The sequence below is a fragment of the Dietzia sp. oral taxon 368 genome, assembly GCF_002999155.1.
Classification (GTDB): domain Bacteria; phylum Actinomycetota; class Actinomycetes; order Mycobacteriales; family Mycobacteriaceae; genus Dietzia; species Dietzia cinnamea.
Map to the genome: position 1 here is coordinate 3,372,957 of NZ_CP027238.1, position 20,859 is coordinate 3,393,815.

A 20,859-nucleotide genomic window follows, 5' to 3' on the forward strand; every position below is an offset into this window, starting at 1 on the left:
AGTCTCCCACACGGGTCAGGCCAGACCGCGTACAGTCCGCGCAGGTCGGCGGGTGCCCACGATCGACGCGACCATCTCCAGGGCGCGCAGCGTGCCCGGCACGTCGTGCGTGCGGAACACCCGTGCGCCGAGGTAGGCGGCGACCGACGTGGCCGCCAGCGTGCCCTCCGCGCGGTCGTCCACCCCGGCGTCCAGGGTCTCGCCGATGAAGTCCTTGTTGCTCAGGGCCATGAGCACCGGGTATCCCACCGCCACGATCTCGTCCATCCGCCTGAGCAGTTCGAGCCCGTGGAAGGTGTTCTTGCCGAAATCGTGGGTCGGGTCGATGAGGACGCCGTCGGCCGGCACCCCCGCGGCCAGCGCCCGCTCGGCCGCGGACGTGAGCTCCTCGACGACGTCACGGACCACGTCGGCGTACCCCACCCGGAACGGGCGCGTCCGCGGCACCGCGCCTCCGGTGTGCGAGCACACGAAGCCCGCGCCGGCCTCCCCGGCCGCGGTGAGCACCCCGGGGTCGTGGCCCGCCCACGTGTCGTTGACCACGTCCGCCCCGGCCGCGAGCGCGCGCCGCGCCACCTCACCGCGCCATGTGTCCACCGAGATGAGCACGTCCGGGTGCCGCCCGCGCACCGCCTCGACGAACGGCACGACCCGGCGGGTCTCCTCGTCGACGTCGACGAGGTCCCCCGGCCCGGCCTTGACGCCGCCGATGTCGAGGACGTCGGCCCCCGCCGCCACGACCTCGTCGACGCGGCGCATCGCCGCGGGATCGGTGAACGTCGCGCCGCGGTCGTAGAACGAGTCGGGGGTGCGGTTGACGATCGCCATGACCAGGGGGCGGTCCACCGGCACCGGCCGACCGCACAGAGTGGGTGCCACGACCGGCCGGGGAGCGGGGCCCGGCTGGGTGGCGGGCTGGTTGGCGGGCTGGGTGGCGGGCGAGTCGCCGGGCGTGGTCACCTGCGCCCTCCACAGGCGTCGAGGGCAGCGTCGAGATCGTCGCGCACGACCAGGCGGTCCAGCGCCGCCGGCTTGACCAGCCCGGCCTCCGCCAGCCCGTCGACCCAGTCGAGGAGCGGGCGGTAGAACCCGATGGGGTCGTAGAGCACGACCGGCTTGTGGTGGAACCCCAGCGAGGCCGAGGTCCACATCTCGAACATCTCCTCCATGGTCCCGATCCCCCCGGGCAACGTGAGGAACGCGTCCGAGCGCTCCTCCATCTCCCGCTTGCGTTCACGCATGGTGGTGACGACGACGAGCTCGTCGGCCGCCGTGTCGGCGACCTCCCGCACCCGCAGCCCCTCGGGGATCACCCCGACCGTCCGGGCGCCGCCCCCGCGGGCCGCCTCGGCCAGCGCGCCCATCATGGAGACGTTGCCACCGCCCGAGACCAGCGACCAGCCCCGGCGGGCGATCGCGTCGCCCACCTCGGTCGCGATCTCGAGCAGGCGCGGGTCGTAGGTCGAGGACGCGCAGTAGACGCACACCCGACGGTTCGGGACCGGCGCCATCAGCGCTCGACCCCGCGGTGCTCCTCGCCGATGAGGTCCTCCCGCTGCTCGGACGTCAGCGCGGCGCGGTGGTGCGCCTCGCGGATGAACTCCACCGCCTCGGGCACCGAGTCGGTCACGAGGAACAGCTCGAGGTCGGACGCCGAGATCATGCCTTGTTCGGCCAGCGTGCCGCGGATCCAGTCCACCAGCGGGGACCAGAAGTCCACGCCCAACAACACGATCGGAAACCGGGTGATCTTGTCCGTCTGGACCAGGGTGATGGCCTCGAAGAACTCGTCGAGGGTGCCGAATCCGCCCGGCGTACACACGAACGCCTGCGTGTACTTGACGAACATCGTCTTGCGGATGAAGAAGTACCGGAAGTGCAGACCGAGGTCGACCCACCGGTTCATGCCCTGCTCGTGGGGGAGCTCGATACCCAGTCCGACCGACTGACCGTCGGCCTCCCACGCGCCCTTGTTGGCCGCCTCCATCTGGCCCGGGCCGCCGCCGGTCACCACCGCGTAGCCCGCCTCGGACAAAGCGCGGCCCAGTTCCACCGCCTGCTCGTAGGCGGGGTCGCCGGGCCGGGTGCGGGCCGAACCGAACACGCTGACCGCGTCCCTCAACTCCGCCAGGGCGCCGAAGCCGTTGACGAACTCGCTCTGTATGCGCAGGACCCGCCACGGGTCGGTGTGCAGCCAGTCGGTGTCCTGGTTCTTGTCCAACAGTCGCTGGTCTGTGGTCGTGCGCTCGCCGTCCTTCTCTCGACGGACGAGGACGGGTCCACGCATGTGGACCGGGTCGTTGGGGGCCATGGGCCGTGTCTCCTTCTGTGCTCTGGTGAGTCGGGCGGCGGCGCGGGACCCGGGCTCGGGCGGGGCCCGGCGCCATCTCAGCCCGAGGTGGTGAGGTAGTCGCGCAGAGTCCGGGTCACCTCGGTGATCTGGACGGCGGGACAGTGCTCATCGCGCTTGTGCGCCAGTCCGGGGTCGCCGGGTCCGAGGTTGACCGCGGGGATCCCCAGAGCGGCGAACCGGGACACGTCGGTCCAGCCGTACTTGGCGCGGACCCGCCCGCCGGCCGCGCGGACGAGGTCCGCCGCCGCGGGGGCGCTCAGCCCGGGCAGCGCGCCCGGGGACAGGTCGGTCAACTCCCAGTACAGCCCCGGTTCGGTCGGCGGGACCTCGCCGGTCTCCACCCGGGGGAGCCCGGCGAGTCCGAGGGCGTCGAGCGCGTGCGCGAGGGCGGCGTCCGTGTCCCGGTCCGGGGCCGAACGGAAGTTGACGTCGAGCCACGCCTCGTCCGGCACGGTGTTGCCGGCGACTCCCGCCGACATCCGCACCGCCTGCAACCCCTCGCGATAGACGCAGCCGTCGATGTCCACCGACCGGGCCTCGTAGGCCGCGAGCGCCCCGAGCACCGGCGCGAGGCGGTGCACCGCGTTGTCGCCGAGCCAGCTGCGCGCCGAGTGTGCTCGCACACCGCGGGCGTGGACCCGGATCCGCAGGGTCCCCTGACACCCGGCCTCGATCAGTCCGCCGGTGGGCTCACCGAGGATCGCGACGTCACCGACCAGCCAGTCGCGGTGGCTGCGCTCCAGGTGACCGAGGCCGTTGGCCGTCGCCTCGATCTCCTCGCAGTCGTAGAGCACGAGGGTGAGGTCGTGGACCAGGTCCTCGCTGTCCGCCAGGAGAGCGAAGAGGTGGAGGAACACCGCGTCCCCGGATTTCATGTCGACCGTCCCGCAGCCGTGCAGGATCTGCTCGTCGGCCTCGCTGGTGACCCGGCAGGGGACGTTGTCGGCGAGCGGCACCGTGTCGAGGTGCCCGGCCAGCACGACCCGGCCCGGCAGCCCGCGTCGGGTCCGGGCGAGGACCCGGTTGCCGTCGCGGATCACCTCCGTCCGCCCCGCGGCCGGGCCGGTGAAGGCCGCGACGGTCGACTCGAGCGCGGCGTGTACGGCCGTGGCGATCGCGTCCTCCTGCCGCGAGGGGCTGGGGATGTCGACCAGGGCACGGGTGAGGTCGACCGGGTCGGCGGTCAGATCGAGGGCGGCGGTCACGGTCTCCACCCTAGTTGCCCTGGCCCGGTGTGCGACTCGACCGTGACCGGTGTGCGTCCGGGCGGACCGCTAGCATCGGGGCCATGAGTGCACATGGAGCCGTGGCCACCGGAATCGCCACCCTGACGTCCGACCACACCGTCCTCGACGTGTGGTACCCCGAACCGGAGCTGGGCGCCGCCTCCTCGAGCGGTCACGCCGTCCTGTCCGGCGACGAGGTGCCCGCCGAGCTCGCGTCCCTGACCGGGCCGGACGAGGACCGCGGGGTCGAGCGGGTGGCCGTGCGGGTCGAGATCTCCGACCTCACCGAACCACCGGCAGACGCCTACGACGCCTACCTACGCCTCCACCTGATCAGCCATCGCCTCATCCGACCGCACTTCGCGAACATGGACGGCCTGTTCGGAAAGCTCACCAACGTCGTGTGGACGAACTTCGGCCCCTGCGCCGTCCCGGGCTTCGAGTCGGTCCGGGCCAGGCTCCGCGCCCGCGGCCCGGTGACCGTGTACGGAGTGGACAAGTTCCCGCGCATGGTGGACTACGTGGTCCCGTCGGGCGTTCGGATCGCCGACGCCGATCGCGTCCGCCTCGGCGCGCACCTGGCCGAGGGCACCACCGTCATGCACGAGGGCTTCGTCAACTTCAACGCCGGGACGTTGGGCGCGTCGATGGTCGAGGGCCGCATCTCCGCGGGCGTCGTCGTCGGAGCGGACTCCGACGTGGGCGGCGGGGCCTCCATCATGGGCACCCTTTCCGGGGGCGGCAAGGAGACCATCTCGATCGGCGAGCGCTGCCTCCTCGGCGCCAACTCGGGCGTCGGCATCTCGCTCGGTGACGACTGCGTGGTCGAGGCCGGTCTCTACGTCACCGCCGGCACCAAGGTAGACGTCCGCGCCGGGGCCTGGGCGGAGCGCGAGCCGGTCAAGGCCGGTCAGCTGTCCGGGATGGACAACCTGCTGTTCCGCCGCAACTCCGTCTCCGGTGCGGTCGAGGCCGTTCCGTGGAAGCGCGAGGGCGTCGAGCTCAACGCGGATCTGCACGCCAACGACTAGAGACGCGTCCCGCAACGACAGGACGGCTCCGCACACCCCACTCGGGCGATGTGTGCGGAGCCGTCTTCTCGATGTGCTGTGCAGGACGCGGGGGCCCGGGCCGGGCGGTCAGGCCAGCCGGCGCACGGCCTCGTCGACAGTCGCGTCTGTGGCGGTGAGTGCGATGCGCACGTGCCGCGCACCGGCGGGGCCGTAGAATTCGCCCGGCGCCACGAGCACGCCGCGCTCAGCGAACCAGTCCACCGTGTCCCGGCAGCGCTCGTCGCGGGTCGCCCACAGGTAGAGCCCGGCCTCGGAGTGGTCGATCCGGAAGCCCGCGGCCTCCACCGCCGGCCGCAGACGCGCCCGGCGGGCCCGGTACCGCTCGCGCTGTTCGTCCTCGTGGGTGTCGTCTGTCAGGGCGACCGCCATCGCGGACTGCACCGGCAGCGGCATCATCAGCCCGGAGTGCTTGCGCACCGCGAGCAGCTCCGCCACCAGGGCGGGGTCGCCGGCGACGAACCCGGCCCGGTAGGACGCCAGGTTGGAGGTCTTGGACAGCGAGTGCAGCGCCAGCAGCCCGGTGTGGTCGCCGTCGCACACGCGCGGGTCGAGGATCGAGGGGGCCTCCCCCTCCCACACCAGGCCGAGGTAGCACTCGTCGGAGGCGACGATCACACCGCGGTCGCGTGCCCAGCCCACGACCTTGCGCAGATGGTCCACGCCGAGGACCTTGCCGCTCGGGTTGGACGGCGAGTTGAGGTACAGGAGCGTCGGCGACGACGGTCCGAGTTGCGTGAGCGAGTCCGCGCGCACGACCGTGGCCCCGGTGAGCAGGGCCCCCACCTCGTAGGTCGGGTAGGCGACCTCCGGCACGACGACCGTGTGGCCCGGGCCCAGGCCGAGTTGTGAGGGAAGCCCGGCGATGAGCTCCTTGGTGCCGATCGCGGGCAGGACGGCGTCGGTCGTCAGGCCGGTGACGCCGTAGCGCCGTGCGAGGGCGCCCACGGCGGCCTGCCGCAGTGCGGGTGTGCCGACGGTCGTGGGATAACCGGGTTCGGCCGCGTCGACGGCGAGCGCCTCGCGGATGACCGGGGCGACCGGGTCGACGGGAGTGCCGACCGTGAGGTCGACGAGCCCGTCGGGGTGAGCCGCCGCGCGGGAGCGCGCCTCGGCGAGGGTGTCCCAGGGGAACACCGGGAGCGCACGCCCGGGCGGTCGACGCTCCGGGCGCGACACCACCGGGTTCACTCCTGGTTCATGGGCGGGAGTGCCTTGATGAACGGCACGTCGTAGTCGACCTTGCCGACCTTGGCCGCCCCGCCCGGCGAACCCAGCTCGACAAAGAAGTCGGCGTTCGCGGCGTTGTACTCGGTCCACTCGTCCGGGACGTCGTCCTCGTAGAAGATGGCCTCCACGGGACAGACCGGCTCACACGCGCCGCAGTCGACACACTCGTCGGGGTGGATGTACAGCATCCGTCCCCCCTCGTAGATGCAGTCGACCGGACACTCCTCGACGCAGGACTTGTCCATCACGTCGACGCACGGCTCTGCGATCGTGTAGGTCACGTCAGCCACCTTCCTCGTAGCGGTATGGCCAGCATCGTATGCCACGACACACTCCGATGCCGAAGCCGCCCCACGCGCGGTTCCGGCTATGTGACGACCGCCACGTGAACGGGGCGCGGCGCGGGCCCGTACAGGGTGTCACGCCGGCGGGCCGGGCGACCGATCCCGGTGGCGATCTCCTCGATCTCCGCCGGCGACTTGGCCGAGCCGTTCTCCGCCCCCGCCATCCGCGAGATGGTCTCCTCCATGAGGGTGCCGCCCAGGTCGTCGGCGCCCGACCGCAGCATCGTCCGCGTGCCCGCCACGCCGAGCTTGACCCAGCTGGTCTGCACGTGGTCGATGGCCCCGTGCAGCATGATCCGCGCCAACGCGTGCACCGCCACGTTCTCCTCGCGCGTCGGCCCGGGACGGGCGGCCCCGGCGAGGTACAACGGGGCGCTGCGGTGCACGAAGGGCAGCGGCACGAACTCCGTGAACCCGCCGGTGCGTTCCTGGATCCCACGCAGGGTCCGCAGGTGCGCCACCCAGTGGCGGGGCGTGTCGACGTGGCCGTACATCATGGTCGAGCTCGAGCGCAGGCCCACCTCGTGAGCGGTGGTGACGATGTCGATCCACTCGGCGGCGGGCAGCTTGCCCTTGGTGAGGACCCAGCGGACCTCGTCGTCGAGGATCTCCGCGGCGGTGCCCGGGATGGTGTCGAGACCGGCGGCCCGCAGCTCGGTGAGCCATTCGCGTACGCCGACCCCGGAGCGCGACGCGCCGTTGGAGATCTCCATGGGGCTGAAGGCGTGGACGTGCATCGACGGCACCCGCTCCTTGACCGCGCGCACGAGGTCGGCGTAGCCGGACACGGGCAGGTCCGGGTCGATCCCACCCTGCATGCACACCTCGGACGCCCCGGTGACGTACGCCTCGTACGCCCGGTCGGCGACCTCGGCGGCGGACAACGAGAACGCGTCGGCATCACCCTTGCGCTGGGCGAACGCGCAGAACCGGCAGCCGGTGTAGCAGATATTGGAGAAGTTGATGTTCCGGTTGACCACGTAGGTGACGGTGTCCCCCACCACGTCGGCGCGGATCCGGTCGGCGAGCCCCGCGACGGCCGCCAGGCCGTCCCCGGTGGCGGTGGCCAGCGCGAGGTACTGCTCATCGGTGAGGCCGGCGGGGTCCGCCTCGGCGGCGCGCAGCGCGGCCACGACCTCGGCGTCGGCCCGCTCGGGGACCAGCGCCGCGGCCCCGAGCTCCGCCGCGCGGGCCCGGATGACGTCCCAGTTGCCGAAGGCCTCGCCGATGTCCGACCGGGTGTCCGTATTGCGGCCCTCGGAGTCGATCGCCGTGTGCAGATCGGTCCGTCCGCTCGAGTCCCAGTCGTCGTCGGGCTCCTGCCAGGGCCGTCCCTGCGGCTGCACCACCTCGTCGTCGTCGCCCGACACGGCCAACCCGCTGGCCGGGTCGGCCAGGGCGCGGACGTGGCCCGCCACCCGCGGGTCGATCCAGGCGTCTCCCCCGCCCACGTAGCGCGGATGGGCGGTGAGGCGCTCGGTGAGCGTCCACCCGCGCGCGGCGAGGTCCGCGGTGAGCTCGTCCAGGTGCGGCCACGGCCGCTCGGGGTTGACGTGGTCAGGGGTCAGGGGCGAAATGCCCCCCAGGTCGTCCACCCCGGCGTCCACCAGCGCCAGCACGTCACCCCGGTCGACGAGGTTGGGCGGTGCCTGCACGGCCACGCGCGGCCCCAGCACGAGTCGCGCCACGGCGATCGCGGCGAGGAACTCGTCCCGGTCGGCGTCGTCGGCCGAGCGCATCGCGGTGTCGGGCTTGGCGCGGAAGTTCTGGACGATCACCTCCTGCAGGTGGCCGAACTCGCGCGCGAGCCCGGCCAGCGTCAGCAGGCTCTCGGCGCGCTCGGTGCGGTTCTCCCCGATCCCCACGAGGATCCCCGTGGTGAACGGCACCGCGAGGCGGCCGGCATCGGTGAGGGTCCGCAGCCGCACGGCCGGGTCCTTGTCGGGGCTGCCGTGGTGGGCGGCGCCCGGGGTGGTGAACAGGCGGGTCGCCGTGGTCTCGAGCATCATGCCCATCGACGGCGCGACGGGCTTGAGCCGCGACAGCTCCGCCCAGCTCATGACGCCGGGGTTGAGGTGCGGCAGCAGGCCGGTCTCCTCGAGCACGCGGATCGCCATGGCGCGCACGTAGTCCAGCGTGGAGGAGAAGCCGCGCGATTCGAGCCACTCGCGCGCCTCGGGCCACCGCTCCTCGGGCCGGTCCCCCAGGGTGAACAGCGCCTCCTTGCAACCGGCCTCCGCGCCGCGGCGGCACAGCTCCACGACCTCATCGGGGTCGAGGAACATGCCCTGTCCGGCCGCGCGGAGCTTGCCCGGCACGGTGACGAACGTGCAGTAGTGACACCGGTCCCGGCACAGGCGGGTGAGCGGGACGAAGACCTTGCGCGAGTAGGTCACCACGCCGGGGCGTCCCTCGTCGACCAGACGCGCGTCCCGACGCGCGGCGGCCAGGGCCATCAGGCGGTCCAGGTCCCCGCCCCGCGCGGCCAGCAGCACCGCGGCCTCGGTCACGTCGAGCGTGAGGCCGTCGGCGGCGCGGCGCAGGGCGCGGCGCATGGCCGACGGCGTGGGCTGGGGATCGGCGGGCGGCACGGCGGGATCCATACCCGCGATGATGCCCCACCGCGGCGGCGGCGAGAGCGGAGCGGTGCTCCAACGGTGGTCACGGGCTTACCGGCGCCAGGCTGGCGTTACTGTTGTCGCCATGCCCGATCACGCAGTGCCCCTCCGCACGAACGGGGACCCCCTGGTCTCCTCCGCGGCGCCCGGCCAGGGGGGCGCCCACGCTCTCCGCGAGCCCCGTCCGGCCGACGACGGCGGCTCCCCCGACGTCGTTCCGGACGCCGGTGACGCCCTGCTCACCTCCAACCGGGTGCTGGTGACCGCGCCGCGGCACCGTATCGAGAAGCGGACCGCGTTGCTGTTCGTGATCGAGGGGATCTGGTCGTGGGCCGTCCTCGCGGGCCTGCAGGTCGCCTGGTTCTACTGGGGTGACAACGTCATGGGCTTCTGGAACTGGGTCGCCCTGGGCGTGACGGTGCCGTTGGCGTTCATGGGCATCGTCGTGGCGCCGTGGTGGCGCTACCTGGTCGCCCGGTGGGACGTGTCGGACACGGCGGTGTGCTCGCGCCAGGGGTGGTGGACCACCCAGTTCCGCATCGCCCCGTTGGCGCGACTGCAGAGCGTGTACACCACGCGGACGCTGTTCGAGCGCTGGTTCGGCCTCGCGACGGTCAACGCTACCACCGCCTCCGCGCAGGGGACGGTGCAGATCCGCGGCCTGAACCTCGCGGACGCCGAGGCGTTGGCGCAGCACCTCATCGCGATCGCCAACCTGGACGCGGGGGACGGGACGTGACCGCGCCCGGCGCGGGGGGACGACCTGACGGCGACGACGACGAGGGCCGCTCCCCCGTCGACACCGCCACCGCCCCGGAGGCGGGACCGGCGGAGGAGGTCCTGGCGGCCGACGAACCCGCGGCGGCGGAGAAGGTCGACCCGGAGGCGCCGTGGGAGCGCCTGTCGTGGCGGATGCTGCTCGTCTATCCGCTCGGGATGCTCACCCGCCTCCTGCCGCTGTTCCTCGTCTCCCTCTGGCTGGGTTCCAACCGGAGCAACTACTGGTTCGAGATCGTCATCGTCTCGATGGTGATCCTCGGTGGCGTGCTGCGGTGGCTCTCGACCAGCTACCAGGTCGGCCGCACGCACATCATCCTGCGCAAGGGCTTCTTCAGCCGCCAGGTCGTCACGGTGGCCCGGCAGCGGATCCGCAGCGTGGACACCGAGTCCGACCTGTTCCACCGGGTCCTGAGGGTCTCGATCGTGGAGGTGGGCACGGGCCGCGCGGACTCGGGTAAGTCGGACGCCGAGCGGTTCCGCCTCGACGCGATCGACACGGCGCTCGTGGAGCCGCTGCGCGACGAGCTGCTCAAGCACCGGCGGGCGCTGGATCCCTCCCTCTCCGAGGAGGACGAGGTCCAGTGGGGGTCGAAGTACGGCGAGGACATCGCGCAGTGGAAGGTCACGTGGGCCCGGTTCGCCCCGTTCTCCTTCATCGGGTTCGGCGTCCTGTTCTCCCTGTGGCTCATCACGTGGCAGATGGGCGACATGCACGACCGGATCATGGACCTCGCGGTGGTCGAGGGCACCATCGCCTGGCTGGACTCGCTGGGGCAGCCGTGGGCGTTCGTGGGCAAGGGCGTCGCCATCTGGGCGGTCGCCGGGGTGCTGGCGGTCATCACCTACGCGATCCGCTACGGCAAGTACGCGCTCACCGACCACGGCCAGCTGCTCTACGTGCAGAACGGTGTCCTGCGCCGTAAGCACCAGGCGCTGGACAAGGCCCGCCTGCGCGGCGTGGAGATGCGCCTGCCGGTGTACCTGCGGATGCTCGGGGGCGGCCGCCTCGAGCCGATCATGACGGGCACCAAGAAGGGTGCCACGGCGTCCACGCTGCTGCCGCAGGCACCGATCAAGGACGTGCGCCGCGTGGCGATCCGCATCCTCGGGGACCCGACGCCGGTGACCGTCCCGCTGCGTCGTCACCCGTGGAAGGCGGCGCGGCGTCGCATCACGCGCGGCCTGCTGCCCTTCTGGATCGTCGCGGGATTGATCGTGCTCGTGCGGATCGACTCCGGCCCGTCCGCCGACATCTGGGTGGAGTGGGGAATCCCGGCCGCGCTCGTGCTCTTCCTGCTGCTCGCGGCGGACCGCATCCGCATGCTCGGGCACGCACTCCTGCCGGGGATGCTCGTCACCTCGCACGGGTCGTGGACCGCCAAGCGGACAATCCTCGAGGCCGACGGGATCATCGGATGGACCGTCACCCAGTCGGTCTTCCAGCGTTCGGCGGGCGTGGCGACGGTGGCGGCGGCGACCCCGGCCGGCAACGGCGTCTACTCCGTGATGGACATCGATGCCGACGAGGCGTGGGCGCTGGCCGAGGCGCTGACGCCGGGCATCACCGACGTCTGGCACCACGACGCCGACCCGGGCGGCCGCGTGTCACCGTCGTTGGGGGTCCGGCGCGGGTGAGACCCGCAGGGTGGCCACCCACAGCGGGATGAGGCCGCCGAAGACCAGCAGCGCCAGACCGCGCAGGCCGACGGGCACCGGCATGTCGCCGCCCGGGCCCAGTTCGAGTGCGACGAGCGTGAGGATCCACACCAGGGCGGGGAACGCCGCGACGATCCTCCGGTCCGACCACGTCGAGGCGACGCGCACCAGGAACAGCGACCAGGCGCCCGCCGCCAGCACGCTGACGGGCATCGGCACGGGGCCCAGGTACATCGTCAGCCATGCCGAGGCCAGCACGCAGCTGGCCGCCGCGCCGATCGCCAGCAGCACCAGGGCGACCCCGAACTCGACCGCCGAGGCGGGCCGGGCCGGGCGGACCGGGTCGGTAACCGTGGGCACGGCGGCCGCACCGGCCGCACCGGCCGCGGCGGTCACGACGCGTCCCCGCGGAGGCCGTCGAACAGACGGGCCGAGCCGGGCTGGCATGTGACGTAGGGCCCGTCGTCGCCGGACCGGTCGTGGGCGATGTACCACTCCACCTGCGGGACGGGCTGCAGGACGCCGTTGGTCAGGGCGAGGAACCACGGCTCCCCCTCGGGCCCGGGCACGAGCTCGAGCTGGGTGGCGTGCCCGGTGAGGGCCTCCAGCTTGGCGGCGTAGTCCGCGTCGTCCAGCGGGACGCGGTGGGTGAGGCGCGAGTCCGGCACGGACGGCAGTTCGTCCGGTTCGGCGTGTCGGAGGTGGGCGGGCGGCTCGGGGTGCTTACGGTCGAGCTCGGAGCGCGCGGTGACGGTCCACGCCACCCGGTCGGGCCGGTGGGCGGACTCCTCGACCGCGGCGTGCACCATCTCGTGGGCCCGGATGTGATCCGGGTGTCCGTACCCGCCGCGGGGGTCGTAGGTCACCACGAGGTGGGGTCGGAAGTCGTCGAGGACCGCCACCAGCTCGGCGACGGCCTCGTCACCGGACCGGACGAACGCGCGCGGATGGTGGGCCGACGGCGTGCCGGACATCCCCGAGTCCCGCCAGCGGCCGGCCCCGCCGAGGAACCGGGTGCGGTCCACGCCGAGGGCGCGCAGCGCGATCCCGAGTTCCCCGATCCGGTACCCGCCCAGCTGGTCGGCGCGGTCGGCGACGAGCCCGGACAACGCATCTCCGAGGACCTCCCCCTCCTCGCCGAGGGTGCAGGTGATCACGCGGACCTCGGCGCCGGCCGCGACCAGCGCGGCGATCGTGCCACCGGTGGTGATCGCCTCGTCGTCGGGATGGGCGTGCACGAACAGGGCGCGCAGCCCGTCCGCGGCCGGGGTCGCGGGCGTCGGGGTCATCCGGTCCTCCTCCAGGTGGGTGCGGTGTCGAAGACGTCGGTGACCGGACGCGTGGCCCGGGCCCCGCCGTCGGGGTCGGTGCCGGGTCCGCTCACGTCGACCCCGTCGGTGGCCAGCAGCAGGGTGGGGCGCACGAGCGGCACCCGCAGTGCCAGGTCGGCGACGCGGTCTCCCGCGGCGACCAGATCGGGTGTGGCCGTCGGTGCCGATGCGTCCCCGCCGGACACGCCCAACGCCCGGTCGAGCACGGGATCGCAGATCCCGGAGACGTCGGAGGCGCGGGCGGTGGCGTCCCGGCCGATCGTCCGGGGCGGGGAGGTCGGGGCGGTACTGGTCGCGCCGGCGCTCACGGTCGTGTCGGTGGTGCGGCGCTGGCGGCTCCGGCCGGTGTCCGGCTCGGGCGGGGACAGGCTCGGCACGGTCGTGCGGGGCCGGGCCGGTGTCGTGGTCGCCTCCTCCGACGTGGCCGAGCCGGACGTGGACGCGGACGCGGACGCCCCCGATCCCGGTCGGGGAGCGGCCGGGGCGCAGGCGAAGCGGGAGACGGCGGCGAGCTCCGGCTGCCCGTCGGTGCTCTGCCAGCCGACGACGGCGTCGACCAGACCGTGCGGCAACGCGTCGGCGTACAGAGCCGTCGACCCGAGTTCCCACACCCGGGCGCCGATCCCGGCGCCGCGCAGCTGGTCGGCGACGGAGTACGCGGCGGTCACGGCGCGGTCGTCGGTGGCCTCGACGCCGAGCGTGAGGGAGAGCGGGACCTCGTCGCGCTGCCAGCGCGGACCGGTCAGGGCGAAACCGGCTCCCGTCAGCGCGCGTTCGGTCAGCGCGGGATCGGCGGTCGTGGTCACGGCGGACCCGGCCGGGAAAGGATGGGATGTCACCTCGGGCCGCGCCTCCCCCGTGACGACCCGCCCGATCACCTGCGGGTCGAGAGCGGCGGCGACGGCGCGACGGACCGCGGGCTCGGACACGGTCGGGGCGACGGTGTTGAACGCCAGCTCCAGCTGGGCGGTGCCGGCCAACGGCGTGCCCGTCACCCCGGGGACGGTCTCGGAGACGTCCCTGGCCACCGGCGTCGCGGAGACCAGGGCCATCGACCCCGGACCGTCACGCAGGGCCGCCCCGAGCTGGCCGGGGCCGGTGGCGCGGCGGACGACGATCTGCTCGATCTCCGGGGCCCCGGCCCAGTAGCGGTCGTTGCGGACGAACTCGATCTCGCCACGGCCGATGTCGGCCGCACGGATCATGAACGGCCCCGCGCTCATCACCGGCAGCGCCTCCATCGAGCCCTGGAAACCGTCGGGGGCACCCTTGAGGATGTGCGCGGGCAGCATGTGCTGGAAGAGTGACCGCCAGTGCGCGGGTACGGACTCGAAGACGACGTCGACGACCTTGCCGCCGGCGCCGGAGCGCACGTCGACGATCTGCTCGTAACCGGCGGGGTCGACTACGCCGGGCTGACCGGTCATCTGCCGCCACAGGTACTCGAAGTCCTCGGCCGCCACCGGGACGCCGTCGGACCACTGGGCCTGCTGATCGATGGTGTAGCGGATGGTCTCTGGGGCGTCCGGCAGCGGTGCCGCGGACAGCAGCAGGTCGCGGTTGAGGACGGGCTCGCCGTCGACGCCGGGGACGAACGCGCTGGGGAGCAGCAGCGAGGCGACGAGGTCGGTGTCCGCACCCTGGTCGGCGAGGAGGTGTGGGTTGAACCCCGCCTCGACACGGTCGAGCGCGAGGAGGATGCCGCCGTCCGTGAGACTGACGGCCGTGCCGTCGGTGCGGTCGTCGCCCACGACCGTTGGGGGTGGGGGGTCGGCGACGCAGCCGGAGGCGACGACGAGGGCGAGCGCGGCGCCCAGTACGGCGGATGCCCGCCGGCGCGCGTACACCCCCGTCGTCCTCACGGCCTCACCTGCGTCAGCTGACGGACTGCTGCTCGCGGGACTTGGCCTTGCTGCGGGCCTTGGCGCGCTCGGTCGCGGTGAGCGCGACCTTGCGCACGCGGATCGCGTCGGGGCCGACCTCGACGCACTCGTCGCCGGCGCAGAACTCCATGGCCTCCTCGAGCGAGAGGTTGCGGTGCTTCTGCAGCGTCTCGGTGGCGTCGGAGGTGGCCGAGCGCATGTTGGTGAGCTTCTTCTCCTTGGTGATGTTGACGTCCATGTCCTCGGAGCGCGGGTTCTCCCCCACGACGACGCCCTCGTACACCTCGGAGCCGGGCTCGATGAAGAAGTCGCCGCGATCGGCCAGGCCGAGCAGCGCGAACGCGGTGGCCTTGCCCGCGCGGTCGGCCACGAGGGAGCCGGTGTGCCGCGAACGGATCTCCCCGACCCACGGCTCGTAGCCGGCGGACACGGAGTTGGCGATGCCGGAGCCGCGCGTCTCGGTCATGAAGGTCGTGCGGAAGCCGATCAGGCCGCGGGCCGGGACGAGGAACTCCATCCGGACCCACCCGGTGCCGTGGTTGCTCATCTGCTCCATGCGACCCTTGCGTGCGGCCATGAGCTGGGTGACCGCGCCGAGGTACTCCTCGGGCACGTCGATGGTCATGTGCTCCATCGGCTCGTGGACCTTGCCGTCGATGCGCTTGGTGACCACCTGGGGCTTACCCACGGTGAGCTCGAAGCCCTCCCGGCGCATCGTCTCGACCAGGATGGACAGCGCCATCTCACCGCGGCCCTGCACCTCCCAGTCGTCGGGACGCTCGGTGTCGAGCACCTTGAGGGAGACGTTGCCCACGAGCTCCTGGTCGAGGCGCGCCTTGACCATCCGTGCGGTGAGCTTGGTGCCGCCGTTGCGTCCGGCGAGCGGGGACGTGTTGACGCCGATGGTCATGGAGATCGCGGGCTCGTCCACGGTGATGGCGGGCAGCGCGACCGGGTTCTCCGGGTCCGCGAGGGTGTCGCCGATCATGATGTCGCTGATACCGGCCACCGCGACGATGTCGCCGGCCACGGCTTCCTCGGTGGGGACGCGCTCGACGCCCTCGGTCGCGAGGAGCTCGGAGATCCGGACCGACTTGGTCTCCGTCTCGTCGTTCGGCAGATGGTGGATCCACGCGACCTGCTGCCCTTTGCGGAGGCGGCCGTTGTGGATGCGGACCAGGCCGATGCGGCCGAGGAAGTTGGACGCGTCGAGGTTCGTCACGTGCGCCTGCAGCGGGGCGTCGGCGTCGCCACGGGGGGCGGGGATGACGTCGTAGAGGAGCGAGAAGAAATCGTCGAGGTTCTCGGCGTCCGGCTCCTGGCCGTTGGCCGGCTGGGTCGTGGAGGCCTTGCCGGCGCGACCGGAGGCGAACACGACGGGGAGTTCGAGGGCGCGCTCGGCGGCGGCCTGGGCATCGGGGTCCTCGAGGTCCGAGGCGAGGTCCAGCAGGAGGTCCTGGGCCTCCTCCACCACCTCGTCGATGCGGGCGTCCGGGCGGTCGGTCTTGTTGACCACGATGATCACCGGCAGCGACGCGGCGAGCGCCTTACGCAGGACGAAACGGGTCTGGGGCAGCGGACCCTCGGACGAGTCGATGAGCAGCACGACGCCGTCGACCATCGACAGGCCGCGCTCGACCTCACCGCCGAAGTCGGCGTGGCCGGGGGTGTCGATGATGTTGAGGACGAGATCGGCACCGCCGGAACCCGCGCCCGGGCGGCGGACTGCGGTGTTCTTCGCGAGGATCGTGATGCCCTTCTCGCGCTCCAGGTCCCCCGAGTCCATCACGCGGTCCACGAGCTCGGCGCGTTCGTCGAATGCGCCCGACTGGCGCAGCATCGCGTCGACGAGGGTCGTCTTGCCGTGGTCGACGTGCGCGACGATCGCGACGTTACGGAACTCGGTCTGGGCCATACGCTGGGTTCTCCCTCGGAGGCTTTCGGCGCCGAGGCGGCTGGGGTCGCCGCCGGGGCGCGTGGCGCGGGAATCGGCGGGGTCTCCCGCGTGATCCACAAGCGCGTCCGGTCGAGCGCGCGTTGCGTGACCACTTTACCCGTTGATCGGCGCGGCGCCGCTATCCCGACCTCCGCCGGTGCCGTCCGTGCGCGCGCGATGTTATTTACATCACGCACAACATCTGTAACATCAGACCCAGCAAGCTCGCCAATCCGGCTCCGCGTGTCCCCGATACGGGGGCACTGTGAGAACATCGAGCGGTCGCCCGGTCGGCCGCCGACCGGTCCGCCCGCCCCTGCCGAAGAATGGACTCGCCAGTGACCCGCCACTCGCTCAGGACCTCGCTTCAGACCCTCGGCCTCGGAGCCGCCGCCGCCGTCGTGCTGGGGCTAGCCGCCCCCGCCACCGCCGGCGCCCAGTCGCTCGACGAGCTCGGGCGCCCGACCGAGCCCGTCCTCCAGGCGATCGAGGACCTCGCCGCGCAGCAGTGGATCCCCGAGGAGACCCGCGGCACCATCGCCCGTCTCGTCGGTTTCTTCCGCGGCACCGGCGAACCCGGCACGCCGCTGCCGGAAAACGGGCCGGTCCTCGCGCAGTTCGCCTACCCGACCATCATGCAGCATTGCATCGGCGGGGAGCAGACCGCCGTGGGCGCCGCGACCGCGGTGCCCGGCCCCGCCGACCTCCCGCTGCCCGGCATAGCGCCCGGTCATCTCGGTTTCATCTTCACCGCGCTGGGCACCGAAGGGGTCGCCGCCCAGCAGGCCCAGCCCATGACCGTCGACTGGTTCAACATCAACAACGGCCGTCGCGGCACGACCGTCCTGGGATACAACGGCCTCAACGAGGGCGGCCCGGCCACCATCAACGGGGTCGCAGACACCGGCCCCGGGCAGGTGCTCATGCTCCTGCAGGGCGGGGTCACCACAAACCTCGAGAACGGCGGGACCTCCAACTGCGTCGCCTTCCCCACTGTGGGGACCGCGCACGTCAGGTGATCACTGCGCACGACCTCAGGGAGGCCCGATTCGCCCTCGCCGGTGACGGGTCTCTCGTCGTCCTCTCCGGCGCCGGGATGAGCGCCGAGAGCGATGTGCCCACGTTCCGTGACGCGCAGACCGGACTGTGGGAACGCTACGACCCCGCCGCGCTGGCCACCTCGGAGGCGTGGGCGCGCGACCGCGACACGGTGTGGGCCTGGTACCGCTGGCGGGAGAACCTGATCTCCCACGCCCAGCCGAACGCCGGCCATCTCGCGGTGGCCCGCGCCGCGGAGCGCCGCGACGTCATCGTCGTCACTCAGAACGTCGACGACCTGCACGAACGCGCAGGCTCCCCGGTCGTGCACCACGTGCACGGCAGCCTCTTCTCGCACCGGTGCGACACCTGCGGAACGCCGATGGACGTGGGCCCGCCACCCGTGGCGGCCGTCGGCCGTCTCGCACCCCCGCACTGCATCGCCTGCGGCGGCCGGGCCAGACCTGGGATCGTGTGGTTCGGGGAGATGCTCCCCCCGGGCCCCTGGGAGGAGTCGGTAGCCGCGATCGACAGGGCTGCCGCGGTCCTCGTCGTCGGCACCTCCGGGCTGGTCCACCCTGCGGCCTCGCTCCCCGACCTCGCCGCCGAGGCCGGCATACCCGTCGTGGAGGTCAATCCCGGCCCCTCAGGCCTGGCGCCCGCGGTGACCGTCCACGTCCGGGCCACCGCCGGCGAAGCCGTGCCCGAGATCCTCTCCTGACCCGCTGGAGATGGCGTGGACAGGCCCCGTCGGCCGGACTAGTGGGCATCTCCGTTAGTTCGTCGGGGGTCATGCTGCGCGGAGGGTGCCGTCGTTGTTGAGGCGGTCGAGGTGGCGGTTGAGGTCGTCGCGGGTGTACTTCCAGCCGAACGGTTCGGCGCTTCGGTTGTAGCGATCCTGGAACGCGAGGATGCGTGCGGCGAGATCGTCGAGGTCTGCGAAGTCGCCGGTGGCGATGGCTTTGCGCTGCAGGATCGAGAAGTAGATTTCGACCTGGTTGAGCCACGAGGCGTGCACCGGAAGGTGCACCAGGACCGCGTTGGGAAACGCATGACGCATCCGGTCTTTCGAGGCCTGACCTGCGTGGGATGAGCCGTTGTCGACGACCCAGAACACTCGCTTCGCGGATGCGTATGGCTCTTGGGTCATCACCTGCTCGACCAGTTCGGTGAACGGGGCGATCCCTGTCTTGGGTGCGGTCATCCCCATCACGCGGGCCTGGTGGACGTCGTAGGCGGCGAAGTAGGCCAACGTCCCACCGCGGCGGTACTCGAACTCCACGCGCCGCGGCTGACCGGGCCTGGCGGGAGTCTCGGCGTGACGGCGTTTGAGGGCTTGGAGCTGTGATTTTTCGTCCGCACTGATGACGTACTCATCGTCGCCGAGAGCAACGCCGTTCCAGCGCCGGTGGTACAGGTCCAGCACCCGGGCGGCCTTGACGGCGAAGTCGGGGTCGCGGGGAAAAATCCACGACCGGTGCTGCCACGGCTTGATCGCATCTGCGGCCAGCCAGCGCCCGATCGTCGCCGACGCCACGGGGCGCACCAGCCCTGTGGCCACGGCGTGGGCTCTCAACTCGGCGGCCGACCATCTGGTCAGTGGCAGACCGTGGTCAGCCGGGCGCGTACACGCCAACGCTTTGACCTGGGCGACCTCGACGGGGGTGAACACTCGCGGTCGTCCCGAGCGGGGCCGATCTTTGAGACCCTCCAGGCGCTCGGTGCAGAACCGATGCCGCCACTGGCGCACCGTGTCTTCGCACACCCCGACCTCGCGGGCGATCGCAGCGTTGGCATCACCGGCAGCGGCCGCCAGGACGATCCGGGCTCGCAGTACATCGCGGTGCGCACAACGAGCAGCGTGCGCGCGGCGGGTCAGCACGTCGCGTTCTTTGCCGGACAGGATGACGATAACGGCGCTGGTGGGAGGCATGTTCATTTCTGACGCACCCAGCGGCGCCCGCCAAGCCGCCACGCCGGAACAAGCCGAAAGTCGAGGGCGAGAAACGGCGGCGGCGATGATGGAGACCATGGCCAAGATCCCCGACTCGACACAGACCTCACTGCGACAGAAACTCCTGGCCCGCGCTGCCGAACGGTGGCCCCAGATCCAGGCCCTGCACACCCGCTACCGGGCCGGATTCGCCTACATCGATGCCACCTTGACCGACGGGGACGAAGTCAAGCTCTGCCGACTGCGCTACGCCGGATCAGCCAGCCAGTGGGGTTTTGCGATCTACCGCGCCAGCCACGACGACTACCAGCAAGCCGCCCTGCCAAACGGATGGCCCTCAGGCACTCCCGCAGAAGCCCTCGACACCGCCTGCGGCCTCTATCTCGGCGACCCCACCGCCTGGATCACCGACCCCCGACGAACTAACGGAGATGCCCACTAGCATTCCCGGACGCGGGGTCGTGTTCCCGTGCCGTCGCTCTTCCGACCCGGGAGTGCTCTGATCGGAGGTCACCTGAAGTGTCCGACTCATCCACGAGAACGCCGTCCACGACGTCCGTCGTCGCCGCCGAGGTCCTCGGCACCTTCTGGCTCGTCCTGGGAGGCTGCGGCAGCGCGGTGTTCGCCGCCAAGCAGATCGCCTCGGTCGATGACACCAGCTTCCAGGTGGGCATCGGCTACCTCGGCGTCTCCCTGGCCTTCGGCCTCACCGTCCTCACCGGCGCCTACGCACTCGGCCATATCTCCGGCGGGCACTTCAACCCGGCCGTCACGGTCGGTGCCTGCACGGCTGGACGCCTGCCGTGGGCCAAGGCGCCGCTGTACATCGTGAGCCAGGTCGTGGGCGGCCTCGTCGCCGGCGCCGTGATCTTCCTCGTCGCCAGCGGGAAGGACGGCTGGTCCGCGGCCGGCAACATGGCGGCGAACGGCTACGGGGCGAACTCCCCCGACGGCTACGGCCTCCTCTCGGCACTTGTCATCGAGATCGTGCTCACCGCGGTGTTCGTGTGGGTGATCCTCGGCGCCACCGACCACCGCGCCCCCGCCGGGTTCGCCCCCGCCGCGATCGGCCTCACGCTGACGCTGATCCACCTCATCTCGATCCCCGTCACCAACACCTCGGTGAACCCGGCCCGCTCCACCGCCGTCGCGTTCTTCCACGGTGACGGAGCGCCCGGCCAGCTCTGGCTGTTCTGGGTGGCGCCGATCATCGGCGCCCTGATCGCCGGCGCGCTCTACGGCCCGCTCTTCGGCGAGAAGGTCGGGGCCGCGGTCACCGCGCGAAGCAACGCCTGACCCCCACACACACAAGCGTCGGCCCCGTGGGATCGAATCCCACGGGGCCTTTTCGCTTATCGGTCGCCTGCGCCTAGGAGCATGGGTCAGTAATGGCTCGAAGCGCGCCGAGAGTACGGCGGAGTGCGTGAGAGCGTTGCGCTC

At 72.0% G+C, this 20,859-nt stretch carries 19 protein-coding genes; 7 read left to right on the top strand and 12 right to left on the bottom strand.

Annotation, left to right across the window (positions count from 1 at the left end; genetic code table 11):
- Positions 1-15: 15 nt before the first annotated feature.
- The 4 genes from folP to dapE form a co-directional block, all read right to left on the bottom strand.
- A complete protein-coding gene (folP, locus tag C3V38_RS15765) occupies positions 16-828 on the bottom strand; it encodes a dihydropteroate synthase (protein WP_165928459.1) in 813 nt (270 codons plus the stop codon).
- 128 nt (positions 829-956) lie between these two features.
- Positions 957-1,511, bottom strand: coding sequence for a TIGR00730 family Rossman fold protein (locus C3V38_RS15770; RefSeq protein WP_061227638.1), 555 nt, complete (start codon positions 1,509-1,511; stop codon positions 957-959).
- Complete coding sequence (locus tag C3V38_RS15775) at positions 1,511-2,311, bottom strand: TIGR00730 family Rossman fold protein (RefSeq protein ID WP_061227637.1); 801 nt, start codon at positions 2,309-2,311, stop codon at positions 1,511-1,513. The genes C3V38_RS15770 and C3V38_RS15775 overlap by 1 nt, the downstream gene beginning before the upstream one ends.
- A 77-nt stretch (positions 2,312-2,388) precedes the next feature.
- Positions 2,389-3,558, bottom strand: coding sequence for a succinyl-diaminopimelate desuccinylase (gene dapE / locus C3V38_RS15780; RefSeq protein WP_106386540.1), 1,170 nt, complete (start codon positions 3,556-3,558; stop codon positions 2,389-2,391).
- Positions 3,559-3,641: 83 nt separating this feature from the next.
- Between dapE and dapD the strand changes: the two genes are divergently transcribed.
- Positions 3,642-4,610, top strand: coding sequence for a 2,3,4,5-tetrahydropyridine-2,6-dicarboxylate N-succinyltransferase (dapD, locus tag C3V38_RS15785; protein ID WP_061227636.1), 969 nt, complete (start codon positions 3,642-3,644; stop codon positions 4,608-4,610).
- A gap of 108 nt (positions 4,611-4,718) precedes the next feature.
- Here dapD and dapC read toward each other — a convergent pair whose 3' ends face one another.
- The 3 genes from dapC to C3V38_RS15800 form a co-directional block, all read right to left on the bottom strand.
- Positions 4,719-5,831 carry a succinyldiaminopimelate transaminase gene (gene dapC, locus C3V38_RS15790; RefSeq protein WP_217354149.1) on the bottom strand — a complete coding sequence of 371 codons (1,113 nt, stop codon included), beginning with the start codon at positions 5,829-5,831 and terminating at the stop codon, positions 4,719-4,721.
- Positions 5,832-5,836: 5 nt separating this feature from the next.
- Complete coding sequence (fdxA, locus tag C3V38_RS15795; RefSeq protein ID WP_007632557.1) at positions 5,837-6,160, bottom strand: ferredoxin; 324 nt, start codon at positions 6,158-6,160, stop codon at positions 5,837-5,839.
- Between the two features lie 86 nt (positions 6,161-6,246).
- Complete coding sequence (locus C3V38_RS15800; RefSeq protein WP_007632555.1) at positions 6,247-8,826, bottom strand: bifunctional FO biosynthesis protein CofGH; 2,580 nt, start codon at positions 8,824-8,826, stop codon at positions 6,247-6,249.
- 100 nt (positions 8,827-8,926) lie between these two features.
- On the opposite strand from C3V38_RS15800, the gene C3V38_RS15805 reads away from it, so the two are divergent.
- Together C3V38_RS15805 and C3V38_RS15810 are read left to right on the top strand one after the other, a co-directional pair.
- Positions 8,927-9,580, top strand: coding sequence for a PH domain-containing protein (locus tag C3V38_RS15805; RefSeq protein ID WP_043568524.1), 654 nt, complete (start codon positions 8,927-8,929; stop codon positions 9,578-9,580).
- Positions 9,577-11,256, top strand: a complete 1,680-nt coding sequence (locus tag C3V38_RS15810; protein ID WP_061914284.1) for a PH domain-containing protein — start codon at positions 9,577-9,579, stop codon at positions 11,254-11,256. Before C3V38_RS15805 ends, C3V38_RS15810 begins: the two co-directional genes overlap by 4 nt.
- Here the strand turns inward: C3V38_RS15810 and C3V38_RS15815 are convergent.
- Genes C3V38_RS15815 through typA form a run of 4 tightly spaced genes read right to left on the bottom strand, consistent with a single transcriptional unit; the run spans position 11,227 to position 16,406 of the window.
- Positions 11,227-11,673: a hypothetical protein gene (locus C3V38_RS15815; RefSeq protein WP_232303014.1), complete on the bottom strand. Its 447-nt coding sequence runs from the start codon at positions 11,671-11,673 to the stop codon at positions 11,227-11,229. The two genes, C3V38_RS15810 and C3V38_RS15815, sit on opposite strands and share 30 nt — an antisense overlap.
- Positions 11,670-12,566, bottom strand: coding sequence for an N-acetyl-1-D-myo-inositol-2-amino-2-deoxy-alpha-D-glucopyranoside deacetylase (gene mshB, locus C3V38_RS15820; RefSeq protein WP_007632548.1), 897 nt, complete (start codon positions 12,564-12,566; stop codon positions 11,670-11,672). The genes C3V38_RS15815 and mshB overlap by 4 nt, the downstream gene beginning before the upstream one ends.
- A complete protein-coding gene (locus C3V38_RS15825) occupies positions 12,563-14,470 on the bottom strand; it encodes an ABC transporter substrate-binding protein (protein ID WP_254426025.1) in 1,908 nt (635 codons plus the stop codon). Before C3V38_RS15825 ends, mshB begins: the two co-directional genes overlap by 4 nt.
- 13 nt (positions 14,471-14,483) lie before the next feature.
- A complete protein-coding gene (gene typA, locus C3V38_RS15830; protein ID WP_061227631.1) occupies positions 14,484-16,406 on the bottom strand; it encodes a translational GTPase TypA in 1,923 nt (640 codons plus the stop codon).
- A 359-nt stretch (positions 16,407-16,765) separates the two neighbouring features.
- Here typA and C3V38_RS15835 point away from each other — a divergent pair, with 359 nt between their 5' ends.
- The gene (locus C3V38_RS15835) at positions 16,766-17,446 is read left to right on the top strand and encodes a hypothetical protein (RefSeq protein WP_007632545.1); all 681 of its coding nucleotides are present in this window, start codon (positions 16,766-16,768) and stop codon (positions 17,444-17,446) included.
- A complete protein-coding gene (locus tag C3V38_RS15840; RefSeq protein ID WP_007632538.1) occupies positions 17,443-18,186 on the top strand; it encodes an NAD-dependent protein deacylase in 744 nt (247 codons plus the stop codon). Before C3V38_RS15835 ends, C3V38_RS15840 begins: the two co-directional genes overlap by 4 nt.
- Before the next feature lie 69 nt (positions 18,187-18,255).
- On the opposite strand, the gene C3V38_RS15845 is transcribed toward C3V38_RS15840, so the two are convergent.
- Entirely contained in the window at positions 18,256-19,398 is a 1,143-nt protein-coding gene (locus C3V38_RS15845) for an IS630 family transposase (RefSeq protein ID WP_061917901.1), read from the bottom strand.
- Here C3V38_RS15845 and C3V38_RS15850 point away from each other — a divergent pair.
- Positions 19,397-19,861: a hypothetical protein gene (locus C3V38_RS15850; RefSeq protein ID WP_254425955.1), complete on the top strand. Its 465-nt coding sequence runs from the start codon at positions 19,397-19,399 to the stop codon at positions 19,859-19,861. The genes C3V38_RS15845 and C3V38_RS15850 overlap by 2 nt on opposite strands.
- A gap of 77 nt (positions 19,862-19,938) precedes the next feature.
- Positions 19,939-20,715 (top strand): aquaporin Z, encoded by a 777-nt coding sequence (gene aqpZ / locus C3V38_RS15855; RefSeq protein ID WP_061227630.1) that lies wholly within the window; start codon positions 19,939-19,941, stop codon positions 20,713-20,715.
- Positions 20,716-20,859 lie beyond the last annotated feature (144 nt).